22 protein-coding genes are annotated in these 23065 nt (G+C 70.0%); 10 read left to right on the forward strand and 12 right to left on the reverse strand.

The genetic code is table 11. From position 1 onward, the window contains the following. Positions 1-13 precede the first annotated feature (13 nt). Both T8T98_RS15275 and T8T98_RS15280 read right to left on the reverse strand, forming a co-directional pair. Entirely contained in the window at positions 14-841 is an 828-nt protein-coding gene (locus T8T98_RS15275; protein WP_251104585.1) for a DUF815 domain-containing protein, read from the reverse strand. Next, entirely contained in the window at positions 841-2586 is a 1746-nt protein-coding gene (locus T8T98_RS15280) for an acyl-CoA dehydrogenase (RefSeq protein ID WP_251104584.1), read from the reverse strand. The genes T8T98_RS15275 and T8T98_RS15280 overlap by 1 nt, the downstream gene beginning before the upstream one ends. Before the next feature lie 40 nt (positions 2587-2626). Here T8T98_RS15280 and T8T98_RS15285 point away from each other — a divergent pair, with 40 nt between their 5' ends. Beyond that, on the forward strand, positions 2627-3574 hold the full coding sequence (locus T8T98_RS15285; protein ID WP_251104583.1) for an L-threonylcarbamoyladenylate synthase: 948 nt from the start codon (positions 2627-2629) through the stop codon (positions 3572-3574). Positions 3575-3589: 15 nt separating this feature from the next. Here the strand turns inward: T8T98_RS15285 and T8T98_RS15290 are convergent, their stop codons facing one another. The 6 genes from T8T98_RS15290 to T8T98_RS15315 form a co-directional block, all read right to left on the reverse strand. Then, the gene (locus tag T8T98_RS15290; protein WP_160733672.1) at positions 3590-3925 is read right to left on the reverse strand and encodes a hypothetical protein; all 336 of its coding nucleotides are present in this window, start codon (positions 3923-3925) and stop codon (positions 3590-3592) included. Between the two features lie 96 nt (positions 3926-4021). Beyond that, positions 4022-4807: a head GIN domain-containing protein gene (locus tag T8T98_RS15295; RefSeq protein ID WP_251104582.1), complete on the reverse strand. Its 786-nt coding sequence runs from the start codon at positions 4805-4807 to the stop codon at positions 4022-4024. A gap of 218 nt (positions 4808-5025) precedes the next feature. Continuing rightward, the gene (locus tag T8T98_RS15300; protein ID WP_160733463.1) at positions 5026-5559 is read right to left on the reverse strand and encodes a CarD family transcriptional regulator; all 534 of its coding nucleotides are present in this window, start codon (positions 5557-5559) and stop codon (positions 5026-5028) included. Between the two features lie 235 nt (positions 5560-5794). Next, positions 5795-6133: a ferredoxin FdxA gene (fdxA, locus tag T8T98_RS15305; RefSeq protein WP_160733462.1), complete on the reverse strand. Its 339-nt coding sequence runs from the start codon at positions 6131-6133 to the stop codon at positions 5795-5797. Next, positions 6130-6453, reverse strand: coding sequence for an RNA-binding S4 domain-containing protein (locus tag T8T98_RS15310; RefSeq protein ID WP_251104581.1), 324 nt, complete (start codon positions 6451-6453; stop codon positions 6130-6132). The genes fdxA and T8T98_RS15310 overlap by 4 nt, the downstream gene beginning before the upstream one ends. After that, positions 6453-8909, reverse strand: coding sequence for a helicase-related protein (locus tag T8T98_RS15315; protein WP_251106028.1), 2457 nt, complete (start codon positions 8907-8909; stop codon positions 6453-6455). Before T8T98_RS15315 ends, T8T98_RS15310 begins: the two co-directional genes overlap by 1 nt. Before the next feature lie 315 nt (positions 8910-9224). On the opposite strand from T8T98_RS15315, the gene T8T98_RS15320 reads away from it, so the two are divergent. The 5 genes from T8T98_RS15320 to T8T98_RS15340 all read left to right on the forward strand — a co-directional run bounded on the left by T8T98_RS15320 (position 9225) and on the right by T8T98_RS15340 (position 13573). Further along, the gene (locus T8T98_RS15320; RefSeq protein WP_251106027.1) at positions 9225-10826 is read left to right on the forward strand and encodes a M23 family metallopeptidase; all 1602 of its coding nucleotides are present in this window, start codon (positions 9225-9227) and stop codon (positions 10824-10826) included. A 72-nt stretch (positions 10827-10898) separates the two neighbouring features. Beyond that, positions 10899-11894, forward strand: coding sequence for a porphobilinogen synthase (hemB, locus tag T8T98_RS15325; protein WP_322295757.1), 996 nt, complete (start codon positions 10899-10901; stop codon positions 11892-11894). 2 nt (positions 11895-11896) lie between these two features. After that, positions 11897-12457: a GNAT family N-acetyltransferase gene (locus tag T8T98_RS15330; protein WP_251104579.1), complete on the forward strand. Its 561-nt coding sequence runs from the start codon at positions 11897-11899 to the stop codon at positions 12455-12457. Then, positions 12450-13007 (forward strand): GNAT family N-acetyltransferase, encoded by a 558-nt coding sequence (locus T8T98_RS15335; RefSeq protein WP_251104578.1) that lies wholly within the window; start codon positions 12450-12452, stop codon positions 13005-13007. Before T8T98_RS15330 ends, T8T98_RS15335 begins: the two co-directional genes overlap by 8 nt. Continuing rightward, complete coding sequence (locus tag T8T98_RS15340; RefSeq protein WP_251104577.1) at positions 12989-13573, forward strand: gamma carbonic anhydrase family protein; 585 nt, start codon at positions 12989-12991, stop codon at positions 13571-13573. The genes T8T98_RS15335 and T8T98_RS15340 overlap by 19 nt, the downstream gene beginning before the upstream one ends. A 49-nt stretch (positions 13574-13622) precedes the next feature. On the opposite strand, the gene T8T98_RS15345 is transcribed toward T8T98_RS15340, so the two are convergent. The 4 genes from T8T98_RS15345 to T8T98_RS15360 form a co-directional block, all read right to left on the reverse strand. Beyond that, positions 13623-15215, reverse strand: a complete 1593-nt coding sequence (locus T8T98_RS15345) for a cisplatin damage response ATP-dependent DNA ligase (RefSeq protein ID WP_251104576.1) — start codon at positions 15213-15215, stop codon at positions 13623-13625. A 2-nt stretch (positions 15216-15217) separates the two neighbouring features. Continuing rightward, on the reverse strand, positions 15218-16222 hold the full coding sequence (locus T8T98_RS15350; protein ID WP_251104575.1) for a ligase-associated DNA damage response exonuclease: 1005 nt from the start codon (positions 16220-16222) through the stop codon (positions 15218-15220). Positions 16223-16311: 89 nt separating this feature from the next. Then, entirely contained in the window at positions 16312-18684 is a 2373-nt protein-coding gene (gene clpA, locus T8T98_RS15355) for an ATP-dependent Clp protease ATP-binding subunit ClpA (RefSeq protein WP_251104574.1), read from the reverse strand. Positions 18685-18794: 110 nt separating this feature from the next. Next, positions 18795-18998: a DUF1192 domain-containing protein gene (locus tag T8T98_RS15360; RefSeq protein WP_160733453.1), complete on the reverse strand. Its 204-nt coding sequence runs from the start codon at positions 18996-18998 to the stop codon at positions 18795-18797. A gap of 117 nt (positions 18999-19115) precedes the next feature. Between T8T98_RS15360 and T8T98_RS15365 the strand changes: the two genes are divergently transcribed. The 4 genes from T8T98_RS15365 to T8T98_RS15380 all read left to right on the forward strand — a co-directional run bounded on the left by T8T98_RS15365 (position 19116) and on the right by T8T98_RS15380 (position 23009). Next, positions 19116-20102 (forward strand): NAD(P)H-quinone oxidoreductase, encoded by a 987-nt coding sequence (locus T8T98_RS15365; protein WP_407675049.1) that lies wholly within the window; start codon positions 19116-19118, stop codon positions 20100-20102. 112 nt (positions 20103-20214) lie between these two features. Continuing rightward, positions 20215-21114 (forward strand): UDP-2,3-diacylglucosamine diphosphatase, encoded by a 900-nt coding sequence (locus tag T8T98_RS15370; protein ID WP_251104572.1) that lies wholly within the window; start codon positions 20215-20217, stop codon positions 21112-21114. Further along, positions 21111-22187 (forward strand): glycosyltransferase family 4 protein, encoded by a 1077-nt coding sequence (locus T8T98_RS15375; RefSeq protein WP_251104571.1) that lies wholly within the window; start codon positions 21111-21113, stop codon positions 22185-22187. The genes T8T98_RS15370 and T8T98_RS15375 overlap by 4 nt, the downstream gene beginning before the upstream one ends. A 114-nt stretch (positions 22188-22301) precedes the next feature. Beyond that, entirely contained in the window at positions 22302-23009 is a 708-nt protein-coding gene (locus tag T8T98_RS15380; protein ID WP_251104570.1) for a DUF1013 domain-containing protein, read from the forward strand. The last annotated feature ends 56 nt before the right edge of the window (positions 23010-23065 follow it).

Raw genomic sequence — 23065 nt, forward strand, 5'->3', positions numbered from 1 at the left:
CAGAGCCGACCGGTCAGAGCGCCCGGCCGGCGCGCCCGGCCAGTTCGACGATATACTGCCACGCCGTCCGGCCCGAGCGCGCGCCCCGGCGCCGCGCCCATTCGAGCGCGTCGCTCTCGTCCCAGGCAAGGCCGTGTTCGGCGGCATACGCGGCGACGATGGCGAGGTAATCGTCCTGCCCGCAGTTGTGGAATCCGAGCGTCAGCCCGAAACGGTCGGCCAGCGCGAGCTTGTCGTCGACCGCGTCGCGCGGGTTGATCGGATCGTCCTGTTCGCCCGCGTGGCGGCTGACGATCGCCCGGCGGTTGGCGGTCACCGCCAGGCGCACGTTGCCCAGCCGCGCCTCGACCCCGCCTTCGAGCCAGGAGCGCAAGTGGCGCGGACCGACCGAATCGTCCTCGGAGAACCCGAGGTCGTCGATGAAGACGAGGAAACTGCGGTCGATCGGGCCGAGCTCGGTGAAGAGCCGGGGCAGCGTGTGGAGCGCGTCGGTCCCGGCCTGGACAAGCGCCAGCGCACCCGGCGTTTCCGCCTGCGCGGCGGCGACCGCGGCGCGGACGAGCGCCGACTTGCCCATGCCGCGCGCGCCCCAGAGCAGCATGTCGTGGGCGGCGTGACCCCGGGCGAGCCGCGTAACGTTGGCCGCGGCGGCATCGCGCTGGGCCTCGATTCCGCGCAGCAGCTCCAGCGGCAGCGCCGGCAAGGTCGCGACCGGCCGCGCGGCGGCGCCGTCCCAGACGTAGGCGGGTGCGGCGTGCCAGTCGGTCGGTGCCGGGGCCTGGCCGGCGATGCGCTCCAGCGCGGTGGCAATACGGGCCAGAGGATCGCCCTGGTCGGCCATCAGCCTGCCAGCTGGTCGGCGTCGATCGCGTAGAGGCCTTCGGCACCAGCGGTGGCCGAGGCCTTGAGACCGGCCGCCTCGGGCACCACGCGGTCGAGGAAGAAGCGCACGCTGGCCTGCTTGGCCGCGGCCAGGCCGCCAAAGGCCCCTCCTTCGATCGCGCGCAGCTGGCGCGTCAGCTGCCAGCCGGCGACCGCGACCGCGCTCATCGTGCAGAACGGCACGCTGCCGGCCAGCCGGTCGTCCAGCGTCGCGTCGTCGCGCATCCATTCGCCGATCGCGCGGCAGGTCCGGGCCAGGTCGGCCAGCGCGTCCTCTTCCCCGGCATCGCGGACGATGTCCTCCATCAGCGCGGCGAAGACCGCCCCGTCCCCGAGCCCCAGCTTGCGGGTCACGAGATCGGCCGCCTGAATGCCGTTGGTGCCTTCGTAGATCGGCGCGATCCGGGCGTCGCGATAGATCTGCGCCGCGCCGGTTTCCTCGATGAAGCCCATGCCGCCGTGGACCTGGATGCCCAGGCTGGCGACTTCGACCCCCGCGTCGGTCCCCCAGGCCTTGATCATCGGGACGAGGACTTCGGCCCGGCGCGCGGCGTCTTCGTCCCCCAGCGTGCCCCGGTCCACCTGGCCCGCCGTGTGATAGAGCAGGGCGCGCATCCCCTCGGTCAGGGCCTTCATCCGCAGCAGCATCCGGCGCACGTCGGGATGTTCGACGATCGGCACCGGGCTCTTGTCGGGCGAGCCGGCGCGGGCGGACTGCACCCGGTCGCGGGCATAGGCGAGCGCTGCCTGGGTCGCCCGCTCGCCGACCTGCACGCCCTGGTTGCCGACGTTGATCCGCGCGTTGTTCATCATCGTGAACATGGCCATCAGCCCGCGGTTCTCCGCCCCGACCAGCTCGCCGATGCATTCGCCGTTGTCGCCGTAGCTCATCACGCATGTCGGCGAGGCGTGGATGCCGAGCTTGTGCTCCAGGCTGACGCAGCGAACGTCGTTGCGCGCGCCGAGCGAGCCGTCGTCGGCCACGTGGTACTGGGGCACGAGGAACAGCGAGATGCCGCGGCTGCCGGCCGGCGCGTCGGGCAGGCGCGCGAGCACGAGGTGGACGATATTGCCGGCGAGGTCGTGCTCGCCCCAGGTGATGAAGATCTTCTGCCCGGCGATCCGGTACTTGCCGGCGTGCTCGCCTTCCGCGATCGGCGTCGCCGTGGTGCGCAGCGCGCCGAGGTCGCTGCCCGCCTGCGGCTCGGTCAGGTTCATCGTGCCCGACCATTCGCCGCTCACCAGCTTGGGCAGGTACTTCGCCTTCTGCGCTTCGCTGCCGTGATGTTCGAGCGCCTCGGTCGCGCCGACCGACAGCATCGGCAAGAGGCTGAAGGCCATGTTGGCCGTGCCCAGGTTCTCCAGCACGTTGCAGGCCAGCGTGAAGGGCAGGCCCTGTCCGCCATAGGCGGCCGGGCCGGCAATCGCGTTCCACCCCTGCTCGACATAGTGGCGATAGGCCTCGGCAAAGCCGTCGGGCAGGCGCACTCGCCCTTCGTCCAGCGCGGCGCCGGTCAGGTCGCCGACGCGGTCGAGCGGGGCCCATTCGCCGGCGGCGAACTGCCCGATACCCTCGACGATCGCCTCGACCATGTCGGGTTCTGCGGCGGCGAAGCGTTCGGACGCGGCGAGTTCGGCCATGCCGGCATTGGCGTGGATCGCGAGCAGCTGGTCCTGGGTGGCGGGGGTATAGGTCACGGGCATTCCTCTTGGCTTTGCGCGGCTCCAGATATAGCGGACGGGAATGCGCGGCAAATACGTTACGGAAACGGTAGAGGCCAACGACGCCGGCATGGCCCGCGCGGCGGCCACGCTGCGCGACGGCGGCCTGGTCGCCGTGCCGACAGAGACCGTTTACGGGCTCGCCGCGCGCGCCGACAGCGAGGAGGCGGTCGCGCGCATCTACGCGGCCAAGGGCCGGCCCGGGTTCAATCCGCTGATCGTGCACCTGGCTTCGCCACAGGCGGCTGAGCGTCATGCCGATTTCAACCGCACGGCGCAGCGGCTGGCGCAGGCCTGGTGGCCGGGCCCGCTGACGATGGTCCTGCCGCGCAAGCCGGGGGCGGGGCTGGCGCCGGCGGTCAGCGCGGGCCTGCCGACGGTGGCCCTGCGGGTCCCGGCCCACCCGGTCATGCGCGGCCTGCTCGCCCTGTGCGACTTTCCGCTCGCGGCCCCTTCGGCCAACCGCAGCGGGTTCATCTCGCCCACCCGCGCCGAACATGTCCTGGCCTCGCTCGACGGCAGGATCGATCTCGTGCTCGACGCCGGCCCGTGCCAGGCCGGGCTCGAATCGACGATCGTCGCGGTTCGCGCCGACGGCAGCTGGCAGGAACTGCGCCCCGGCCCGATCGGCCTGGCCGACCTCGCGGCCGCGGCGGGCGAGGGCGATCGTGGCGAGGCGGGCGGCGGGATCGAGGCGCCGGGCCAGCTCGCCAGCCATTACGCGCCGGGCAAGCCGGTGCGGCTGGGGTGCGAGACGGCCGCGGCGGACGAGTACATGATCGGGTTCGGCGCCGTCGCCGGCGATATCAGCCTGTCCGAAACGGGTGACCTGGGCGAGGCCGCCGCGCGGCTTTACGCCTGCCTCCACGCGGCGGCGCGATCGGGCAAGCCGCGCATTGCCGTGGCGCCGGTGCCGGCGCGCGGGATCGGGCTCGCCATCAACGATCGCCTGCGCCGCGCGGCCGCCTAGGCGGCCCGGGGCGCATCAGCGCGGTTCCGGCTCGCGCGGGACGCTGGGCATCAGGACCTGGATCTCGGCATAGGTCTTGCGCGCCTTGTCGCAGGCGCGGCGGTCACCCTCGGCGCATTCGCGCATCTCCCGGTCGTATCGCCGCTCGAGCCGGCCCAGCTCCTCCTCGCGCTTGCGCAGTTCGCGTCCGCGCTTCTCGTCGGCTTCGGACTGGCTGGTCGTCGCCAGGTCCACGGCCTTGCCCGCCACGCGGACCGGGGCCGTCGCCACGTCGAGGGCGGTCTTGGCCAGGCACCCGCTCAGGGTCAGGGCCGCGGGAATCAGGATCGGGAAAAGGGCTATGCCGCGCATCTGGTCTACCTCCAGCGGCGCGGCATAACCGATCGGGGGCTTCGCGGCGATGAATACCTGCAAGAAATCCCGGTTGGCGCGCGAGGCGGGGCGCGGTCAGTTCCCGGCAGGCGCCTGCGGAGCCTCGGGCGGAGCGGCCGAATCGGCAGCCGTCGTTCCGCCGCGGCAGTTGAGCGTGCCCGAGCCCATCGCGTTGACCGAGCAGCGGGCCGAGCCGGTCACCGTGACATCGCCCGATCCCATGATCGAGGCTTCCACCGTCCCGTCCGACGCGAAGGCGGCATTGCCCGAGCCGGCGATCGTGATCTCGGCATTGTCCACCGCGAGGCGGTCCATCCGCGCGGTGCCCGAGCCGGCGACGTTGAGTTCGAGCGAATCGGCGCGACCGGCCGCGACCAGCGTGCCCGATCCCGCGATCGTCACGTCGAGCGAAGTCGCCTCGACCCGGTCGATGCGGGTCGATCCGCTGCCGGCGACGGTGATCTCGGCTTCGCCCTCGAGAACGTCGGCCTCGATCGAGCCCGACCCGGCGAGGACGACTTCCTCCAGCCGCGGCAGCGTGACGTGGACTTGCGCGTGCCCGTCGGCGCTGCGCCAGCTGTCGTTTTCCCGCATGATGCCGAGCGTGTCGTCGTCGAGCGTGAAGCGCAGGTCTGCCACGGCCTCGTCGTCCCCGTCGACCCGGATGTCGAGCGAATCGCCGCGCGTGACGACGACGTCGTCGGGTCCGGCGAGGACCACTTCGGTCGGGGTCTTGCCCGCCAGGTCGAGCTCGGCAAGCGGCACGCCCTCGGAGCCCTTGATCGATGTCACGCCGTTGCATCCGCTCGCGGCGATCAGCGCGACCAGCGGGGCAAGGCCCTTGAAAATCCTGTGCAGCATCAGTGTCTCTCTTCCTCGTCTCCGGGCCGCGCGATCTCGTGGAGCACGGCCATGACCCAGCCCGTATTGCCGATGTAATACACTGCGCCTCGCCGTTCAAGGCATGGCAGGTGCGGGAAAGGCAAGCGCGGGAGGGGCGGGCGCTGCGGCGGCAGACGAAAAAAGGGCCGCCCGACGGGGGCGACCCTCCATTTCTCTCGATTCCGGAGACGTGAGCGTCAGGCGTCTTCGGTGTTCTCGTAATACTGCGGCGCGTGTTCGCGCAGGACGGCGAGGATTTTCTCCAGCGCGGTCGGCTCGTCGGTCTTTTCCATCGCGGCCAGTTCGCGCGCGAGGCGGCTGGAAGCGGCCTCGAAGATCTGGCGTTCGGAATAGGACTGTTCGGGCTGGTCGTCGGGCCGGAAGAGATCGCGCGTCACCTCGGCGATCGAAACGAGGTCGCCGGAATTGATCTTGGCCTCGTATTCCTGTGCCCGGCGGCTCCACATCGTCCGCTTGACCTTGGGCTTGCCCTTCAGCGTTTCCATCGCTTCCTTCAGGGTCTTGTCGCTCGACAGCTTGCGCATGCCGATCGCCTCGACCTTGTTGGTGGGAACGCGCAGGGTCATGCGCTCTTTCTCGAAACGGAGCACGTAGAGCTCGAGCTGCATCCCGGCGATTTCTTCGTTCTGCAGCTCGATCACACGGCCGACGCCGTGCTTGGGGTAAACGACATAGTCGCCGACATCGAAGGCGGGAGCCTTGCTGGCCATGCACAAGTCCTTTCTGCGGGCCGGACGGCACGAACAGTCAAATCGGCTTCCCGCCGCGCCGCACGGAGCGCGGTCGATTGCCGGTCTTGTCCTGTCGCGAGTGGTCCGGACCTCTCTGCTGTCACGCCTGCGATCGGACGGACGCCGATGCAGTTAGTGCATTATATAACACACTCGTAACAAAATTGCGAGTCCGGCCGATCGGCCTGGCGCACGCCCCGCGCAGGGCGGTCGATCAGTCGCCTTCGCCGGGTTCGGGCGAGAAGTACTTGTCGAACTTGCCCTCTTCGCCCTTGTGCTCGTCCGCGTCGGCGGGCGGCTCCTTCTGACCGGTGATATTGGGCCATTCGGCGGAGAACTTGGTGTTCAGTTCCAGCCACTTCTCCAGCCCGTCCTCGGTATCGGGCAGGATCGCCTCGGCCGGGCACTCGGGTTCGCAGACGCCGCAGTCGATGCATTCGCTGGGATTGATCACCAGCATGTTCTCGCCTTCGTAGAAACAATCGACCGGACAGACCTCGACGCAATCGGTGTACTTGCACTTGATGCAGGCGTCGGTGACGACATAGGTCATTTCGGATCGCTTCCCTTCCTGGCTGGGGCCCGAACGCCGGGCCCATGCGCTGCTATGGCGCTTTGCCCGTCCGGGTCAAGCTCGCGATAACATGCCCGTGCCTCGGCCGGCGGTCCGCGGCGTCCCGGCAGGGCGGTCAGTTCGATCACCCGCACCGATCGGCCGAGCGGGAAAGTCAGCACGTCGCCGCAGCCGACCGCCAGGCTGGCACGGCCGACCCTCCGGCCGTTGCACCGCACGTGACCGCTTTCGACCACTGCCTGCGCGCGCGCCCGGCTCTTGAAGAACCGGAGCCGGCACAGCAACCGGTCGATCCGCATCACCGCACCTTGAGATCCGCCAGCGCGGCGAAGGCGCTGTTCGCGGGCGGCGGGGGCGGGGCGGCCCTGGCGCGCCCCTTGCGCGCGCGGCCCGGCTGCCATTGCCAGGCATCGGGCGCCGGGGGCCCGAATGCCCCTTCTGCCAGCGTTCGGGCCGGCAGGCGGCGGAACCCGGCGGCGCCGAGCAGCCTGTGCCAGCTGTCGAGAGTAAGCCCGGTGGAAATGGCAAGCGCCGGGTCGAGCCGGAACCGGCGCGCGTCGGCCTCCGCGCGGGCCTTGTGCGCGGCGCGCAGGATCTTCTCGCCCACGTCCACCCGCACCGCCTGCTTGCCCGCGGGTCGATATCCTGCCGGCATGCGGCGAGGGGCCTCGATCACCGGTTGCATGGTTTCGTGCAAGGGGCGCGGATCGCGGCCCAGCGCGTGGAGCAGGGCCCGGGGCGCGGGCTTGAGCAGGGCCGGGGCGAAGACGTCGAGCGCCCCGAACGTCACCCCCAGCCGGCGCAGGAAGGGCCGCATTTCCTTGGGCAGGTGTTCGATCCCCGCCTTGTCACGCGCGACGAAACCGTGCCCGGCCAGCAGGTTGAGCAGGAGCGCGCGCGCCTGCGATCCCGCCGCCGGGTCGCGGGCCGCCTCCGCTAGGCGGGCCAGCGGCGCGAGCGGGGCGAGTTTTCCGGCGAGCCATCGCGACAGCGCTTCGAGCAGCCGCTCGCGCACCGGCGCGGTGAGATGGTCCAGCTCGCGCGCCGGCACGAGCCGCGGGTGCAGCGGGTCGGCGCTGTCCTCGATCCGCGCGAGGGCATGGTCTTCCCAGTGCAGGCTGCCGCCCGCGATCGATACCTCGTCGAGCCGCGAGGCGACGAGCGTCTCGGCGCGTTCGGCCAGGATTCGCGGCAACGCCTTCTCCCCCGCGGCGAGCAGCATCTTGCGATCGTCGTGGCTGGCCGTGTGATCGACGGTCAGGCGGAAGCCCTCGATCCGGCCGATCGGCTCGTCTTCGACCAGAAGGGTCCCGTCCTGCGCCAGGCTGACGGGGAGAAGGGCCGGATCGGTGCCCAGGGTTTTCATCAGGATTGCAGTCCTCCGGTTGACGAAGCGTTCGGTCAGGCGCCCGTGTAGCGCATCGGACAGGCGCGCTTCCACTGCCCGCGCGCGCGCCGCCATCTCGTCGCGCGCCAGGACCCAGTCGGGCCGCTGGCAGATATAGGCCCAGCTGCGGATCGCGGCGATCCGGCCCTGCAGGGCATGGATGTCGCCCTGGACCCTGTCCAGCTCGGCAATGCGCGCGGCGACGTAGTCCGCGCCCAGGTGGCCGCTGCGCAAGTCGCGCCACAGGCGCGCGACGAAGCGCGCGTGCACGTCGGGGCCGAGCTGGCGGAAATCGGGCAGCGAGCAGGCTTCCCAGAACCGGCGGACCATCCCCGGCCCCTTGACGTCGCCGGCCAGTGGCTCGCCCGCCAGGCGCTTGAGCACCGCGAGGTCGATCGCCTCGGGCGCGGGGGCCAGCTCGCGCTGCGCGGGCGGTGCCTCCAGGTCCGCGATCAGCGCCGCGAGGCTGTCGAACCGCGGTTCCGCCTCGCGCCAGTAGAGTTTCGTCAGCGGGGCGAAGCGGTGTTCCTCGATCGCGTGGATTTCGTCCTCGGAAAACTCGGGCGCAGGGCCCTTCGTCCCGGCCAGGGTGCCGAATGTGCCGTCCTTCTGGTGCCGGCCCGCCCGTCCCGCGATCTGTGCCATTTCCGCCGGGATCAGCCGCCGCTGGCGAACCCCGTCGAACTTGGCGAGCGAGGCGAAGGCGACGTGGTTGACGTCAAGGTTGAGACCCATGCCGATCGCGTCGGTGGCGACAATGTAATCGACTTCGCCCGACTGGAACATCGCCACCTGGCGATTGCGCGTCTCCGGGCTCAGCGCGCCCATGACCACGGCCGCCCCGCCGCGATACCGGCGCAGCATCTCGGCCACGGCGTAGACCTGCTCGGCCGAGAAGGCGACGATCGCGCTGCGCGGCGGCAGGCGCGAGAGCTTGCGCGGGCCGATGTGGCGCAAGGTGGAAAAGCGCGCGCGCGATTCGATCGTCGCCCCGGGGATCAGCGCGCGGACCAGCGGCTCGATCGTCGCCGCCCCCAGTAGCATCGTTTCCTCCCGCCCGCGGGCATGGAGCAGGCGATCGGTGAAGACATGGCCGCGCTCGCGGTCGGCCGAAAGCTGCGCCTCGTCGAGCGCGACGAAGGCGGGGGACGCTGCCGGTGATGCCGGCGTTTCCGCGCGCGGGCCCGGTCGCACCGGCATCGCCTCCACCGTGCACAGGAAATAGCGCGCGCCGGGCGGCTCGATCCGCTCTTCCCCGGTGATCAGGGCCACCTGGGATTCGCCCTTGATCGCCACGACCCGGTCGTAGACCTCGCGCGCGAGAAGGCGCAGCGGAAAGCCGATCGCCCCGCTGGAGTGCGCGCACATGCGTTCGATGGCGAGGTGCGTCTTGCCGGTGTTGGTCGGCCCTAGGACCGCCTGGATGCGGGAACCGTCTCGATCGGGGGTCACCCGGGCAATGTGGCAGGCGGGGCGGCCGGCGGCAACCGCCGTGGCGCGGGGGCGCGCGGCGGTTCCCGCAAGTCGTCGCGCGGCGGACTCGTTCCGTCGCGGCTTAAGCGCGTCTTTACTTTAATCCGGCACGAATTCCCGCATAGGACGCGGGAAAGGGCGCGGGGTCGCGGCGCGCGCGGATCGCGGCCCTCCCGAGGAGGCGCGGTGTACAAGCGGAACGAGGCAGAAATGGGCGCGATCGCCGGGGACGGCGAGGACGTCTGGCGCCCCGCGTCGCTGTCGCACGCGCAGATCCTGCCCGGCGGCGCGCCGCGCGTGATCGCGCGGGCGCGAACCCTGGCCGAGCGGTTCGATACCTGGCGCGAGGACGTGTCCGGGAGGCTCGCCGCGGCGGACCTCGCGCCCGACCTTGCCGAGGCGATCGGCAGCCGCCGCTGGTTCCGCGGTCTGGGCACGCTGATCGGCCTGTCCGCCCTGGCGCTTGCCTTCTGGCCCGATTTCGCCCCGGTCGAGGCGGCGCCGGCGATGACGATGACCGAGAGCGCCCGCGACGAGTTCCGCAGCCAGATGATCATGCCGCTTGCCCTCGGCGCCGACAGCGGCCGCCGCATGGGCGCGACCGAGCGGGTCGTGCCGCTCCGCGCCGCGCCGGAGCGCCCGCGGATCGAACTGCTGGCCACGCTGGCCCGGGGGGACAGCTTCACCCGCATGCTCCAGCGCGCCGGCGTGGGGACGCAGGACGCCAGCCGCGTGGCCGACCTGGTCGCGCGCTCGATCGCGCTCGACGCGATCGAACCGGGCACCCAGGTGGATATCACCCTCGGCCGGCGCCCGCAGCCCGGTGCCGCCCGCCCGCTCGATTCGCTGGCCTTCCGCGCCCGGTTCGACCTCGAGCTGAAGATCGCGCGCGACGCCGCCGGCAACCTCTCGCTGACGCGCAAGCCGATCCGGGTGGACGAAACCCCGCTGCGGATCCGCGGCACGGTCGGCTCCAGCCTCTATCGCTCGATGCGCGCGGCCGGGGCCCCGGCGAGCGCGGTCCAGCAATACCTGAAGGCGCTGAGCGACCAGGTCGACATGGACCGCGCGGTCCGCGCCAGCGACACCTTCGACATGATCGTCCAGTATCGCCGCGCCGCCACGGGGGAGCGGCAGGCCGGCCAGCTGCTCTATGCCGGGATCGAGCGCGCGGGCGAACCGACGACCCAGCTGATGCGCTGGGGCAAGGACGGCCGCTTCTACGAGGCTTCGGGTGTCGGGGAACAGCGCAATGGCCTGGTCGCGCCGGTCCCGGGGCCGGTTTCCTCCGGTTTCGGCATGCGGCGGCACCCGATCCTCGGCTATCGCAGGATGCATTCGGGGATGGATTTCCGCGCCGGCTACGGCACGCCGATCGTTGCGGTGGCGGATGCGCGCGTCGTCAGCGCGGGCCGCGCGGGCGGCTGCGGCAACGCGGTCAGGCTGGACCATGGCGGCGGGCTGGCCACGCGCTATTGCCACATGAGCCGCATGGCCGTGCGCGCCGGGCAGGGCGTGCGCCGGGGCCAGGTCATCGGCTATGTCGGCTCGACCGGCCTCTCGACCGGCCCGCACCTGCATTACGAGATGTACCGCAATGGCCGCGCGGTGAACCCGGCCTCGGTCCGGTTCGTCACCCGGGCGCAGCTTTCGGGCGAGGAACTGCGCCGCTTCCGCTCCGCGCTGGCCAATCTCAAGACGGTGGAACCGGGCGCCGCACTGGAGGATCTCGTGCCCACCGCGTCGGAAGCTGCCGCCGCCGAGCCGCTGCGCGAGATCGACCGGCTGGACGCCGCGCGCACGGTCGGCTGATCGCGCCCCGCCTGCGCGCGCCGGCGGAGGACGCGGCTTGGCAGGGCGCGGCGTTTGCGGCAACAGGCGGGCATGACCGCTTCCTATCCCAATCTCCGGCTGCGGCGCACCCGGGCGAGTGCCTGGAGCCGCGCGCTTCACCGGGAAACCGTGCTGACCCCGGCCGACCTGATCTGGCCGCTCTTCGTGACCGAGGGGGAAGGGGTGGAAGAGCCCGTCGCGAGCCTGCCGGGCGTGTCGCGCTGGTCGGTCGACGCGATCGCCCGGCGCGCGCGGGAGGCGGCGGCACTGGGCATTCCCTGCATTGCCCTGTTCCCCCATACACAGCCGGGCCGCCGCTCCGACGACGGGGCCGAGGCGCTCAATCCCGACAACCTGATGTGCCGCGCGATCCGCGCCATCCGGGACGCCTGCGGAAACGACATCGGCGTGCTGACCGACGTCGCGCTCGATCCCTATACCAGCCACGGGCAGGACGGCCTGCTCGACGACAGCGGCTACGTGGTGAACGACGAAACAGTCGCCGTCCTCGTGGACCAGGCGCTGAACCAGGCCCGGGCGGGGGCTGACGTCATTGCGCCTTCGGACATGATGGACGGGCGCGTCGGGGCGATCCGCATGGCGCTGGAGAGGGGCGGCCACCACAATGTCCAGGTCATGAGCTATGCGGCGAAATACGCCAGCGCGTTCTACGGCCCGTTTCGCGACGCGGTGGGATCGGGCGGCCTGCTGAAAGGCGACAAGAAATCGTACCAGATGGACCCGGCCAACGGGGAGGAGGCGCTGCGCGAGGTCGCGCTCGACCTGGCGGAAGGGGCCGATAGCGTGATGGTCAAGCCGGGCCTGCCCTATCTCGACATCGTGCGCCGGGTGAAGGAGCGGTTCGACGTGCCGGTCTTCGCCTACCAGGTGAGCGGCGAATACGCGATGATCGAGGCCGCCGCCGCGGCCGGGGCGGGCGATCGCGACGCGCTCGTCCTCGAAACGCTGACGGCTTTCAAGCGCGCGGGATGCAGCGGGGTGCTGACTTATCACGCGGCCCATGCCGCCCGCCTTCTGGGGGCCTAGGATTGGCTGAATTCCGCCACGAGACGGAACGGCTCGTCCTGCGCGACTGGCGCGGGGACGACTGGGCCGAGTTCTTCCGCCACACCAACACGCCCGCGGTCATGCGCTGGCTCGGCGGCGAGTTCGACGCGGCGGGCATGGCCGCCCAGCGCGAGCGGGTCGAAGGCAGTGCCAGGCGCAATGGATTCTGTTTCTGGGTGGTCGAGCGCCAGGCCGACGGGGCGCTGCTCGGCTTCTGCGGGCTGAAGCGCGCCGACGCACCGGGCTCGACCGTCTCCGGCGCGGTCGAGATCGGCTGGCGCCTGCGCGAGGACGCCTGGGGGCAGGGCTATGCCCGGGAAGCGGCGACCGCCGCGCTCGACCTGGCGTTCGACCGCTTCGGCGCCGAGGAGGTCGTTGCCCTGACGGTCGAGGGCAATGCGGCAAGCTGGGGCCTGATGCACCGCCTCGGCATGCGCCGGCGCGAGGAACTCGACTATCCCGACAAACGCTACGATCCGCCGTGGCGCGACACGATCGTCTATTCGATCGACCGCGTGACATGGGCCGGGGCGCGTGACTGATATCGTCGCCGAGACCGTGCGCCTCGTCCTGCGCACGATCGACGAAGGCGACGCCGCGCTCCAGCATCGCCTGCTCAACACGCCCGCGGTCATGGCCCGGCTCGGGGGCGTGAAGGAACTGCACGAGATCGAGGCGAAGCATGCCAAGGGCATGGCGCTTTACGCGCGGGAGGGGTTCAGCTTCCTCTTCATGATCGAGAAGGCGACCGGCGAGATGGTCGGCCACTGCGGGATCAAGCGGGTCGACAACCCGCTGGCACCGAACCCGGGCGACCACGAGATCGGCTGGCTGGTGCGCGAGGACCGCTGGCGCAGGGGCTACGCCGAAGAGGCCATGCGCGCCGTGCTCGACTGGGCCTTCACGCGCGTTGGTGCGCCCCATGTCGTCGCCCTGACCAGCAAGGCCAATGTCGGAAGCTGGAAGCTGATGGAGAAGCTCGGCATGGTGCGGCGCGAGGATCTCGACTTCGAAGACCCGGCCTTCCCGCCGCAGGACAACCCGACGATCCAGTATTGGCTGACAAGGCAGCAATGGGAGAGCGCACAGTGACAGCAAGCCGCCCCGGCGTGACGATCGTACCGATCCACGGCAAGACGCCCACCATCCACGACAGCGCCTTCGTCGCGCCCGGCTGCGTCCTGGTGGGGGACGTGACGATCGGGGCGGACAGCTCGGTCTGGTACAATTGCGTCCTGCGCGCCGATGTCAGCCGCATCGTGATCGGCGCGCGCAGCAACGTGCAGGACGGCAGCGTGCTCCACTGCGATCCCGAGCGGCCCGGCGATCCCGACGGTTCGCCGCTGCTGATCGGCGACGACGTGCTGATCGGCCACATGGCGATGGTCCACGGCTGCACGATCGAGGATCGCGGCTTCGTGGGCCTCGGCGCGATCGCGATGAACAAGGCCGTCATAGGGTCCGACGCCATGCTGGCGGCCGGGGCCATGCTGACCGAAGGCAAGGTCATGGCCGCGCGCGAACTTTGGGGCGGCCGCCCCGCGCGCAAGATGCGCGATCTGGACGACGCGGCGATCGCCGGGATGCGCGCCGGCGTGGCCCACTATGTCGAGAACGGCCGCGCGCACGCCAGCGCCGTGGCCCGGGCGGAAGGTTGACGGTGCATCGGCCGGCCGGCGCGCGCGAGTCGCGCGGCGCGACTTCGCGCTAGTCGCGCACCAGGGCCCGCAGGGTCTCGATCCGGTCGGCTTCGTGGACCGGCTTGTCCCAGCGGATGCGGTGGATGCGGGGGAAGCGCATGGCGAGGCCCGACTTGTGCCGCCGGCTCTCGTGCACCGAATCGAAGGCAACTTCGAACACCAGCGACTTGTCGGTTTCGCGCACCGGACCGAAACGGTTGATCGTGTGCGTGCGGACGTGGCGATCGAGGCGCTTCAGCTCCTCGTCGGTGAAGCCGGAATAGGCCTTGCCCACCGGCAGCAGGTCCGCCCCGGCATCGGGGTCGCCGTCCCAGCAGCCGAAAGTGTAATCGGAAAAGAAGCTCGACCGCCGCCCGCTGCCGCGCTGGGCATACATCAGCACGCAGTCGATCAGCAGCGGATCGCGTTTCCACTTGTACCACAGCCCGGTGCGGCGGCCCGCGACGTAAGGCGAATCGCGGCGCTTGAGCATCAGGCCCTCGATCGCGTCGTCGCGCGCGCCCTCGCGAATTCGGGCAAGCGCGTCGAAATCGTCTGCCTCCACCATTTGCGACAGGTCGAAACGGTCCGCCGGCAGGCGGGGGACCAGCGCCTCCAGCCGGGCGCGTCGCGCCTGCCAGGGCATCTCGCGCAAGTCCTCCCCTTCGACGATCAGCGCGTCGTAAAGGCGCACGAAAGCCGGCGCCTCGGCCAGCATCTTGCGGCTCACGGTCTTGCGGCCCAGCCGCTGCTGCAGCGCGTTGAAACTGGCCGCACCGCCCGCCTCGCCCCCCTGGGTCGTCCCGCGCACGAGCAGCTCGCCGTCAAGCACGGCGTCGAAAGGCAGCGCATCGAGCAGCTCGGGGAACGTGGCGGAGATATCATCGCCCCCGCGCGAATAGAGCCGCGTCTCCCCGCCGATCCGCACCAGCTGGACGCGTATCCCGTCCCATTTCCACTCGGCCACGTAGTCGGCCAGATCGACCACGGTGTCTTCCAGCGGATGGGCCAGCATGAAGGGTCGAAAGGTGGGCAGGTTGGCGGTGTCGGGCGGAGCGGCGCCGTGCGCGGCCCAGGCGAAGAGCGGGCCATAGGGCGGCTCCAGCCCATGCCAGTGCTCCTCCACCTCCTCCACCGACACGTCGAACGCCTGGGCGAAGGCGACCTTGGCCAGGCGCGAGGACACGCCGATCCGCATCCCCCCCGTCGCCATCTTCAGCAGGGCATAGCGGCCCGAGGCATCGAGCCGGTCGAGCAGCGCGGCGAGCGCCGCGGGTGCGCTCTTGCGCGTCATTGCCGCCAGGGCGGCAACCGCCTCGCTCACCGTTGGCGGGTCTTCGGGCGCCTCCCCTGCCGGCCAGAGCAGGCTGGCGGTTTCCGCCGTGTCGCCGACGAAATCGCGGCTCAACGTCCACAGGACCGGGTCGATCCGTTCCTTGAGAAGGTTGCGGATGGTCGAGGATTTCACGGCCGGGAAGTCGAGGCCGCCGGTCAGCGCGGCGAGCGCCCAGCCGCGATCGGGGTCCGGCGCATCGCGCAGGTACCGGGCAATCAGGCGCAGTTTCTCGTTGCGGCTGCGGGTGTAGACCAGCGCGTCGAGCAGGGCGGCGAAGGCTTCCACCGCTAGTCGTCCTCGTCCTCGTACCCGACGAGGGCGAGCGCGCGGGCGCGCCGCTGGTGCAACTGGTGCCAGCGCAGCAGGGCTTCCTCGCGGCCATGGGTGATCCAGGTCTCGTGCGGGTCCACTTCCTCGACCGTGCGGGTCAGCTCGCCCCAGTCGGCATGATCGGAGATGACCAGCGGCAGCTCTACGTTGCGCTGGCGGGCCCGCTGGCGCACGCGCATCCAGCCTGACGCCATGGCGGTGATCGGGTCGGGCAGGCGGCGGCTCCACCGGTCGTTGAGCGCCGACGGCGGGCAGACGACGACATGGCCGCGCATCGCATCCTTGTCCGTTTCGCCCACGAGGCGCAGTTCGCCGAGGTCGATCCCGAAATCCGCGTAGAGCCGGCACATCTTCTCCATCGCGCCGTGGAGGTAGACCGGCGCGCGGTGCCCCGCGGCGCGCAGCTCCGCGATCACGCGCTGCGCCTTGCCCAGCGCGTAGGCGCCGACGAGCACGCAGCGATCGGGATGGGCGGCCAGGCGATCGAGCAGCTTGCCGATCTCGGCCGCGATCGGCGGATGGCAGAAGACCGGCAGGCCAAAAGTCGCCTCGGTGATGAAGATGTCGCAGGGCGTGACTTCGAACGGCGGGCAGGTGGGATCCGGCATCCGCTTGTAGTCGCCCGTCACCACGACCCGCTCCCCGGCATGCTCCAGCAGGATCTGCGCGCTGCCCAGCACATGACCGGCCGGGATGTACGTCGCATCGACCCCGCCGGGCAGGCTGATCGTCTCGTGATAGGCGACCGGCCGCGCGCCCGCGCAAGTCGCGTAGCGCAACTTCATGATCGCCAGCGTTTCGGGGGTCGCGACGGTCCGCCCGTGGCCGCCGCGGGCGTGATCGGCGTGGCCATGGGTGACGAGCGCGCAGCCCACGGCCTGCGAGGGATCGATCCAGCAATCCGCGGGAACGACATGGATGCCGTGCGGCTCGGGCCGGATCCATGCGAAATCGCGCGCCATGCCCTAGCAATGGCCCCGTCGCGCTGCGGTTCCTCCGGCACCCGGCCCCGGCCGCGCGGGACGCGTGGAGGCGAGGCGCCGCGCGGGCGCTATTCGCCCTTGCCGCCGGCGCCCTCGCTCGCGTCGGGCGCCTTGTCGGCTTCGCCCTTCTTCGCGGCCGGTTTCTTGGCGGCCTTGCGCTTCGGCCGGGCCTTGGGCGGGGCCGGCGTCAGTTCGAAGGCCGGCTTGCCGTCCTTGACGCTGACGTGGACTTCTCCGCCGTCGGCAAGCTTGCCGAACAGCAGCTCCTCGGCCAGCGGCTGTTTCACCTTCTCCTGGATCAGGCGGCCCATCGGGCGCGCGCCGTAGAGACGATCGTAGCCCTTGTTCGCCAGCCACTCGCGCGCGTCCTTGTCGAACTGGATATGCACGTTCTGTTCGGCCAGCTGCAGCTCGAGCTGCAGGATGAACTTGTCGACCACGCGGGCGACCGTGTTCTTGCCGAGGTAGCCGAACGGCACGATCGCATCGAGCCGGTTGCGGAACTCGGGGGTGAACATCTTCTTCACCGCTTCCTCGCCCGCGTCTTCCTTGCTCACGTCGCCGAAGCCGATGCCCTGGCGTGCCATGTCCGCCGCGCCGGCATTGGTCGTCATGATCAGCACGACGTTGCGGAAATCGACCGTCTTGCCGTGGTGGTCGGTCAGGCGGCCGTTGTCCATCACCTGCAGCAGGATGTTGAACAGGTCCGGATGCGCCTTCTCGATCTCGTCGAGCAGCAGCACGCAGTGCGGGTTCTGGTCCACCGCGTCGGTCAGCAGGCCGCCCTGGTCGTAACCGACATAGCCCGGGGGCGCGCCGATCAGCCGGCTGACCGAGTGGCGCTCCATGTACTCGGACATGTCGAAACGCTTCAGCTCGATCCCCATCACGCTCGCCAGCTGACGCGCGACCTCGGTCTTGCCGACGCCGGTGGGGCCGGTGAAGAGGAAGCTGCCGATCGGCTTGTCGGGATCGCGCAGGCCCGCCCGGCTGAGCTTCATCGCGGTGGAAAGCCGCTCGATCGCCTCGTCCTGGCCGAAAACGACGTGTTTCAGGTCGCGTTCGAGATTTTCCAGCGCCTTCTTGTCGTCGCTCGACACGGTCTTGGGCGGAATGCGCGCCATCGTCGCGATCACGGCCTCGATCTCGCGCGCGGTGATCTTCTTCTTGCGCCGGCTGGGCGGCACCAGCATCTGCATCGCGCCGACTTCGTCGATCACGTCGATCGCCTTGTCGGGCAGTTTGCGATCGTTGATGTAGCGCGCCGACAGCTCGACCGCGGTCTTCAGCGCATCGTGCGTGTACTTGACGTTGTGGTGCGCCTCGAACGCGGTCCTGAGGCCGCGCAGGATCTTCACCGTGTCCTCGATCGTCGGCTCGTTCACGTCGATCTTCTGGAAGCGGCGCAGGAGCGCGCGATCCTTCTCGAAGTGGTTGCGGAATTCCTTGTAGGTGGTCGAGCCGATGCAGCGGATCGCCCCGCTCGACAGCGCGGGTTTCAGCAGGTTGCTGGCGTCCATCGCCCCGCCGCTGGTGGCGCCGGCGCCGATCACCGTGTGGATCTCGTCGATGAACAGGATCGCCTCGGGCATGCCTTCCAGTTCGCTGACGACCTGCTTCAGCCGTTCCTCGAAATCGCCGCGATAGCGCGTCCCGGCGAGCAGGGCGCCCATGTCGAGCGAGTAGATCACCGCGTCGGACAGGACCTCGGGCACTTCGCCTTCGATGATCTTGCGCGCCAGCCCTTCGGCGATCGCGGTCTTGCCCACCCCCGGATCGCCCACGTAGAGCGGGTTGTTCTTCGAGCGGCGGCACAGGATCTGGATCGTACGGTCCACTTCCGGCCCGCGGCCGATCAGCGGATCGACCTTGCCCGCCTCGGCCTTGGCATTGAGGTTGACGGTGAACTGGTCGAGCGCGGTTTCCTTCTTGTTTTCGCCCTTCTCGTCCGCCTTGCCGCCGTCTTCCGCGCCCTGGGGGGAACGGCTTTCGATCTGCTTGCCGCCCTTGCCGATCCCGTGGCTGATGAAGCTCACCGCGTCGAGCCGGCTCATGTCCTGCTGCTGCAGGAAATAGACCGCGTAGGAATCGCGTTCGGAAAACAGCGCCACGAGCACGTTGGCCCCGGTCACCGTGTCCTTGCCGCTCGACTGGACGTGCAGGATCGCGCGCTGGATCACCCGCTGGAACCCTGCGGTCGGCTGCGGATCGCCGTCGTCCTCGGTCTTCAGCGACTGGTATTCCTGGTCGAGATACTGACGCACCGCCTCGCCCAGTTCGTCGAGGTCGACGCCGCAGGCGACCATGACCTGGGCCGCGTCCTCGTCGTCCACCAGCGCCAGGAGGAGATGCTCCAGCGTGGCATATTCGTGCCGCCGCTCGCCGGCGTGTTCCAGCGCGGAATGGAGGGTTCTCTCGAGGTTCTGGGCGAAACTGGGCATCTAGCGGTCTTTCGTGGCGGAATGCAGGGCCCCCAAGGTGGGGAAATATGAACCGGCGTGGTTAACGAAACCTATATGGGGGCAGGCGTCCGGATTGCGAACCGGGGCCCTCACCGGCCTGTCTTTCGAAACAGGGCGTCGGCCGCCTCGCGCTGGGCGGCCGCCGACAGGCGGTGTTTCTCCACCCGGGCGATCTCTGCCTCGAGCAGGGCGATCCGTTCCGCCAGCTCGTCGCGCGAATACGGCGAGAGGTCCTCGCTGGCGAGCTTGCTCGCGGCGTCGCCCCGGGGGCGCGGACGATCGTCCTCTTCCATTGCCGGCAATCTCGCAATTCGCCGCGCTTGCTGTCAATGGGGGAGCGCGTTAGGTGCGCTTGCGTGACGGCTTGGCCACAGGGGGGAATGCCAATGGCGCCGCAAGTGCCCGGCGAAATGACCGCGATCGGTTTCGACCAGCCCGGCGGACCGGACGTGCTGCGGCCCGAAACGGTCGCCGTGCCCCGGCCCGGCGAGGGGCAGGTTCTCCTCCGGGTGGCCTGGGCCGGGGTCAACCGGCCCGACGTGGCGCAGCGCCAGGGCCTCTATCCGCCGCCGCCGGGCGCCTCGCCGCTTCCCGGGCTCGAAGTCTCCGGCACGATCGCTGCGGTCGGCCCCGGGGTGCTGGAGGAATACGTCGGCGAACGCTACTGCGCGCTGGTGCCCGGGGGCGGCTATGCCGAATATTGCCTCGCCCATATCGGCCACTGCCTGCCGGTGCCCGATGCCATGCCGCTGGCGGAAGCGGCCGCCGTTCCCGAAACGCTGTTCACCGTCTGGCACAACGTTTTCGAGCGCGGCTGGGCGAGCGAGGGGGAAACGCTGCTGGTCCACGGTGGGACGAGCGGGATCGGCACGATGGCGACGATGCTGGGCAAGGCCTTCGGCCTGCGCGTGATCGTGACCTGCGGCGACGAGACGAAGTGCGCGGCCGCGCGGTCGCTGGGCGCGGACCTGGCCATCAACTACCGCGACCAGGATTTCGTCGAGGAAGTGAAGACCTTCACCGGCGGCAAGGGGGTCGAGATCGTGCTCGACATGGTCTCCGGCGACTATGTCGCGCGCAATCTCAAGTGCCTGGCCGAAGACGGCCGCCACGTCACGATCGCGATCCTCGGCGGGATGAAGGCGGAAGTGAACATGGCCGTTGTCATGAGCCGCCGCTACACCCTGACCGGATCGACCCTTCGCCCGCGTTCGGACGCGTTCAAGACGCTGCTTGCGGCGGAGATCGAGAAGAACGCCTGGCCGCTGTTCGAAGACCGCACGCTGCGGCCGGTGATGGATCGCAGCTTCCCCCTGGCGGAGGCGGCCGCCGCCCATGCGCGGATGGAGGCGGGCGAACACATCGGCAAGATCGTGCTGGAGGTGGCCGGCGGCTGACCCCGAACGGTCACGCTTTCGCCGAACCGTCATCGAACCGTGAATCGCCTGTAACATTGGCCTGCCATGGCTGCTCCCCGTAAAAATGCTTTCGCGAGACGGGGTTGCGACGATGAGCGACAGGCTCGGCAAGGGATTGCCCGCAGAACTGACCGACCTGGCGAGCGTCGCCAGTTTCCCGCCGATACGCAGCGCGATTCCCGAGCCGGACGAGGGCAAGCGGCGGCGCTATCGCACGATCTGGATCAGCGACGTCCACCTCGGCACCAAGGGCTGCAATGCCGAGATGCTGATCGATTTCCTCGACAGCACCGACAGCGAAACGATGTACCTGGTGGGCGACATCATCGACGGCTGGCGGCTGAAGAAGAAGTTCTACTGGCCGGCGGAACACAACGACGTCGTCTGGCGGATCCTCAAGCGGGCCAAGCGCGGCACGCGGATCGTCTATATCCCCGGCAACCACGACGAGATGCTGCGCCCCTTCTCGGGCATGAACTTCGGCGGGGTCGAGATTCGCCGCGCCGCGTTCCACGACACGGCCGACGGGCGGCGGCTGATGGTCCTGCACGGCGACGAATTCGACACGATCATGCTCGCGCATCGCTGGCTCGCCTTCGTCGGCGACGCGCTCTACCACGTGATGATGGCGCTGAACCGCCACGTGAACGGCGTGCGCCGGATGCTCGGCCTGCCGTACTGGTCGCTGTCGAAGATGGCCAAGCACAAGGTCAAGAACGCGGTCGAGTTCATTTCCAAGTACGAGGAAGTCGTCGCGCGCGCGGCGGGGGAGCACGGCGTGGACGGCGTCGTGTGCGGGCATATCCACACTGCCGAGATCCGCGAATTCGACGGCATCGAGTACTACAACGACGGCGACTGGGTGGAAGGCTGCAACGCGCTGGTCGAACACTTCGACGGCCGGATGGAACTGCTCCACTGGCCAGAGGAAATGGCCCGCCGGGCGCGCCAGGACGCGGCGGCGATGGACACGGCAAAGGCGGCGGCATGAACCGGATGGCCGGTTTCCCCGACGAAACGCGGAACCGGCACCCTTTTCCGCAGCGGATCGCGATCGTCACCGACGCCTGGCTGCCGCAGATGAACGGCGTCGTCCGCACGCTGACCACGACATGCGAGATCCTGCGCGCGCGCGGCCATGCGGTCGAGGTGATCTCGCCCGACCTGTTCCGCTCCGTGCCGTGCCCGACCTATCCCGACATCCGCCTCGCCATGGCCCCGCCGGGCGCGGTCGGCCGGCGGCTGGCGGCGATCGAGCCCGACGCGATCCATATCGCGACCGAGGGGCCGCTGGGCCTGGCGGCGCGGCGTCACTGCCTGGCGCGCGACATCCCGTTCACGACCGCCTACCACACGCAGTTCCCCGAATACCTGGCCCGGCGCACCGGCCTCTCCCCCGGGCTCTTCTGGCGCTATATCCGCTGGTTCCATGCGCCCGCACGGCGGGTCCTGGTGGCGACCGAGAGCATTCGCGCCGAGCTGCGCGCGCGGGGCCTGCACCGGCTCCATTCGTGGAGCCGGGGGGTCGATCTCGCCTGTTTCCACCCGCGCGCCCCGGCCCCGCCCGAATATGCGGACCTGCCCCGGCCGATCCAGCTCTACGTCGGCCGGCTCGCGGTGGAAAAGAACATCGAGGCGTTCCTGCGCGGCAGCTATCCCGGCTCGCGCGTGGTGGTCGGCGACGGGCCGGCGCTGGCCGACCTGCGCGCGCGCTTTCCCGAGGCGCACTATCTCGGCCGGCGCACCGGGGCGGAGCTGGCCGGCTGCTACGCCCACGCCGACGTGTTCGTCTTCCCCAGCCGCACCGACACGTTCGGCCTCGTGATGATAGAGGCCCTGGCCTGCGGCACGCCGGTCGCCGCCTATCCGGTGCCGGGGCCGGTCGATATCGTGACCGACAAGGTCGGCGCCCTGTCCGAAGACCTCGACCGCGCGATCGCCGGGGCGCTGTTCAGCGACCGTGCCGACTGCGCGGAGCTGGGCGCGCACTATTCCTGGGATGCCGCGACCGACCAGTTCCTGGCCGGGCTCGCCGCCTTCGATGCAGAGCCGCTCGCGGCCTGACCGCACGGCCGCGCTACCCGTAAAAGCTTGCCCTCGCCGGGTGCATCGCCTAAATCGCACCGGCAACGGCCGCTCCGCGAGGGGCGGCCCTTATATTTTCAGGACAGTTTCGCCATGCCCCAACCCACCCCGCTGATGCCGCACGCGACCGCCACCTGGCTGGTCGACAACACCTCGCTCAGCTTCTCGCAGATCGCCGATTTCTGTGGCCTGCACATTCTCGAGGTGCAGGCGATGGCCGACGATCTCGCCGGCAGCAAGTACACCGGGCGCGACCCGGTCCACTCGGGCGAGCTGACGCAGGAAGAGATCGAGCGCGGCCAGGCCGATCCCGACTACGCGCTGAAGATGCACAAGGCCCCGGTCGAGGTGACCCGGACCAAGGGCCCGCGCTATACCCCGGTGTCGAAGCGCCAGGACAAGCCCGACGGGATCGCCTGGATCCTGCGCAATCATCCCGAGATTTCGGACGCGCAGATTTCCAAGCTGATCGGCACGACGCGCAACACGATCACCGCGATTCGCGAACGCAGCCACTGGAACATCCAGAACATCCAGCCCAAGGACCCGGTCACCCTCGGCCTGTGCTCGCAGCGCGAGCTCGACGCCGTCGTCGCCAAGGCGGCCAAGAAGGCCGGGACCGAGGGCGAGGCCCCGGTTGCGGCCGATTCGGGCAGCGACCGCGAGAAGCTGATTGCCGAGCTGCGCGCCGAGCGCGAAGCGAACGAGAAAGCCGCCGCCGAAGCGGCGCAGGAGGCCGAAGCGGCCGCCTGGCTCGAGGCGAAGCGTGCGTCGGAGAACGAGGGCGACGGCCCCGCCTGACGCGGCCTCCGCAGCCCGGCCTGCCGAAGCGGGCGCGCGCTGCGTGCCCGCCGGTT

Source organism: Pelagerythrobacter marinus (assembly GCF_034375205.1).
In the GTDB taxonomy this organism is placed as follows: Bacteria; Pseudomonadota; Alphaproteobacteria; order Sphingomonadales; family Sphingomonadaceae; genus Pelagerythrobacter; species Pelagerythrobacter marinus.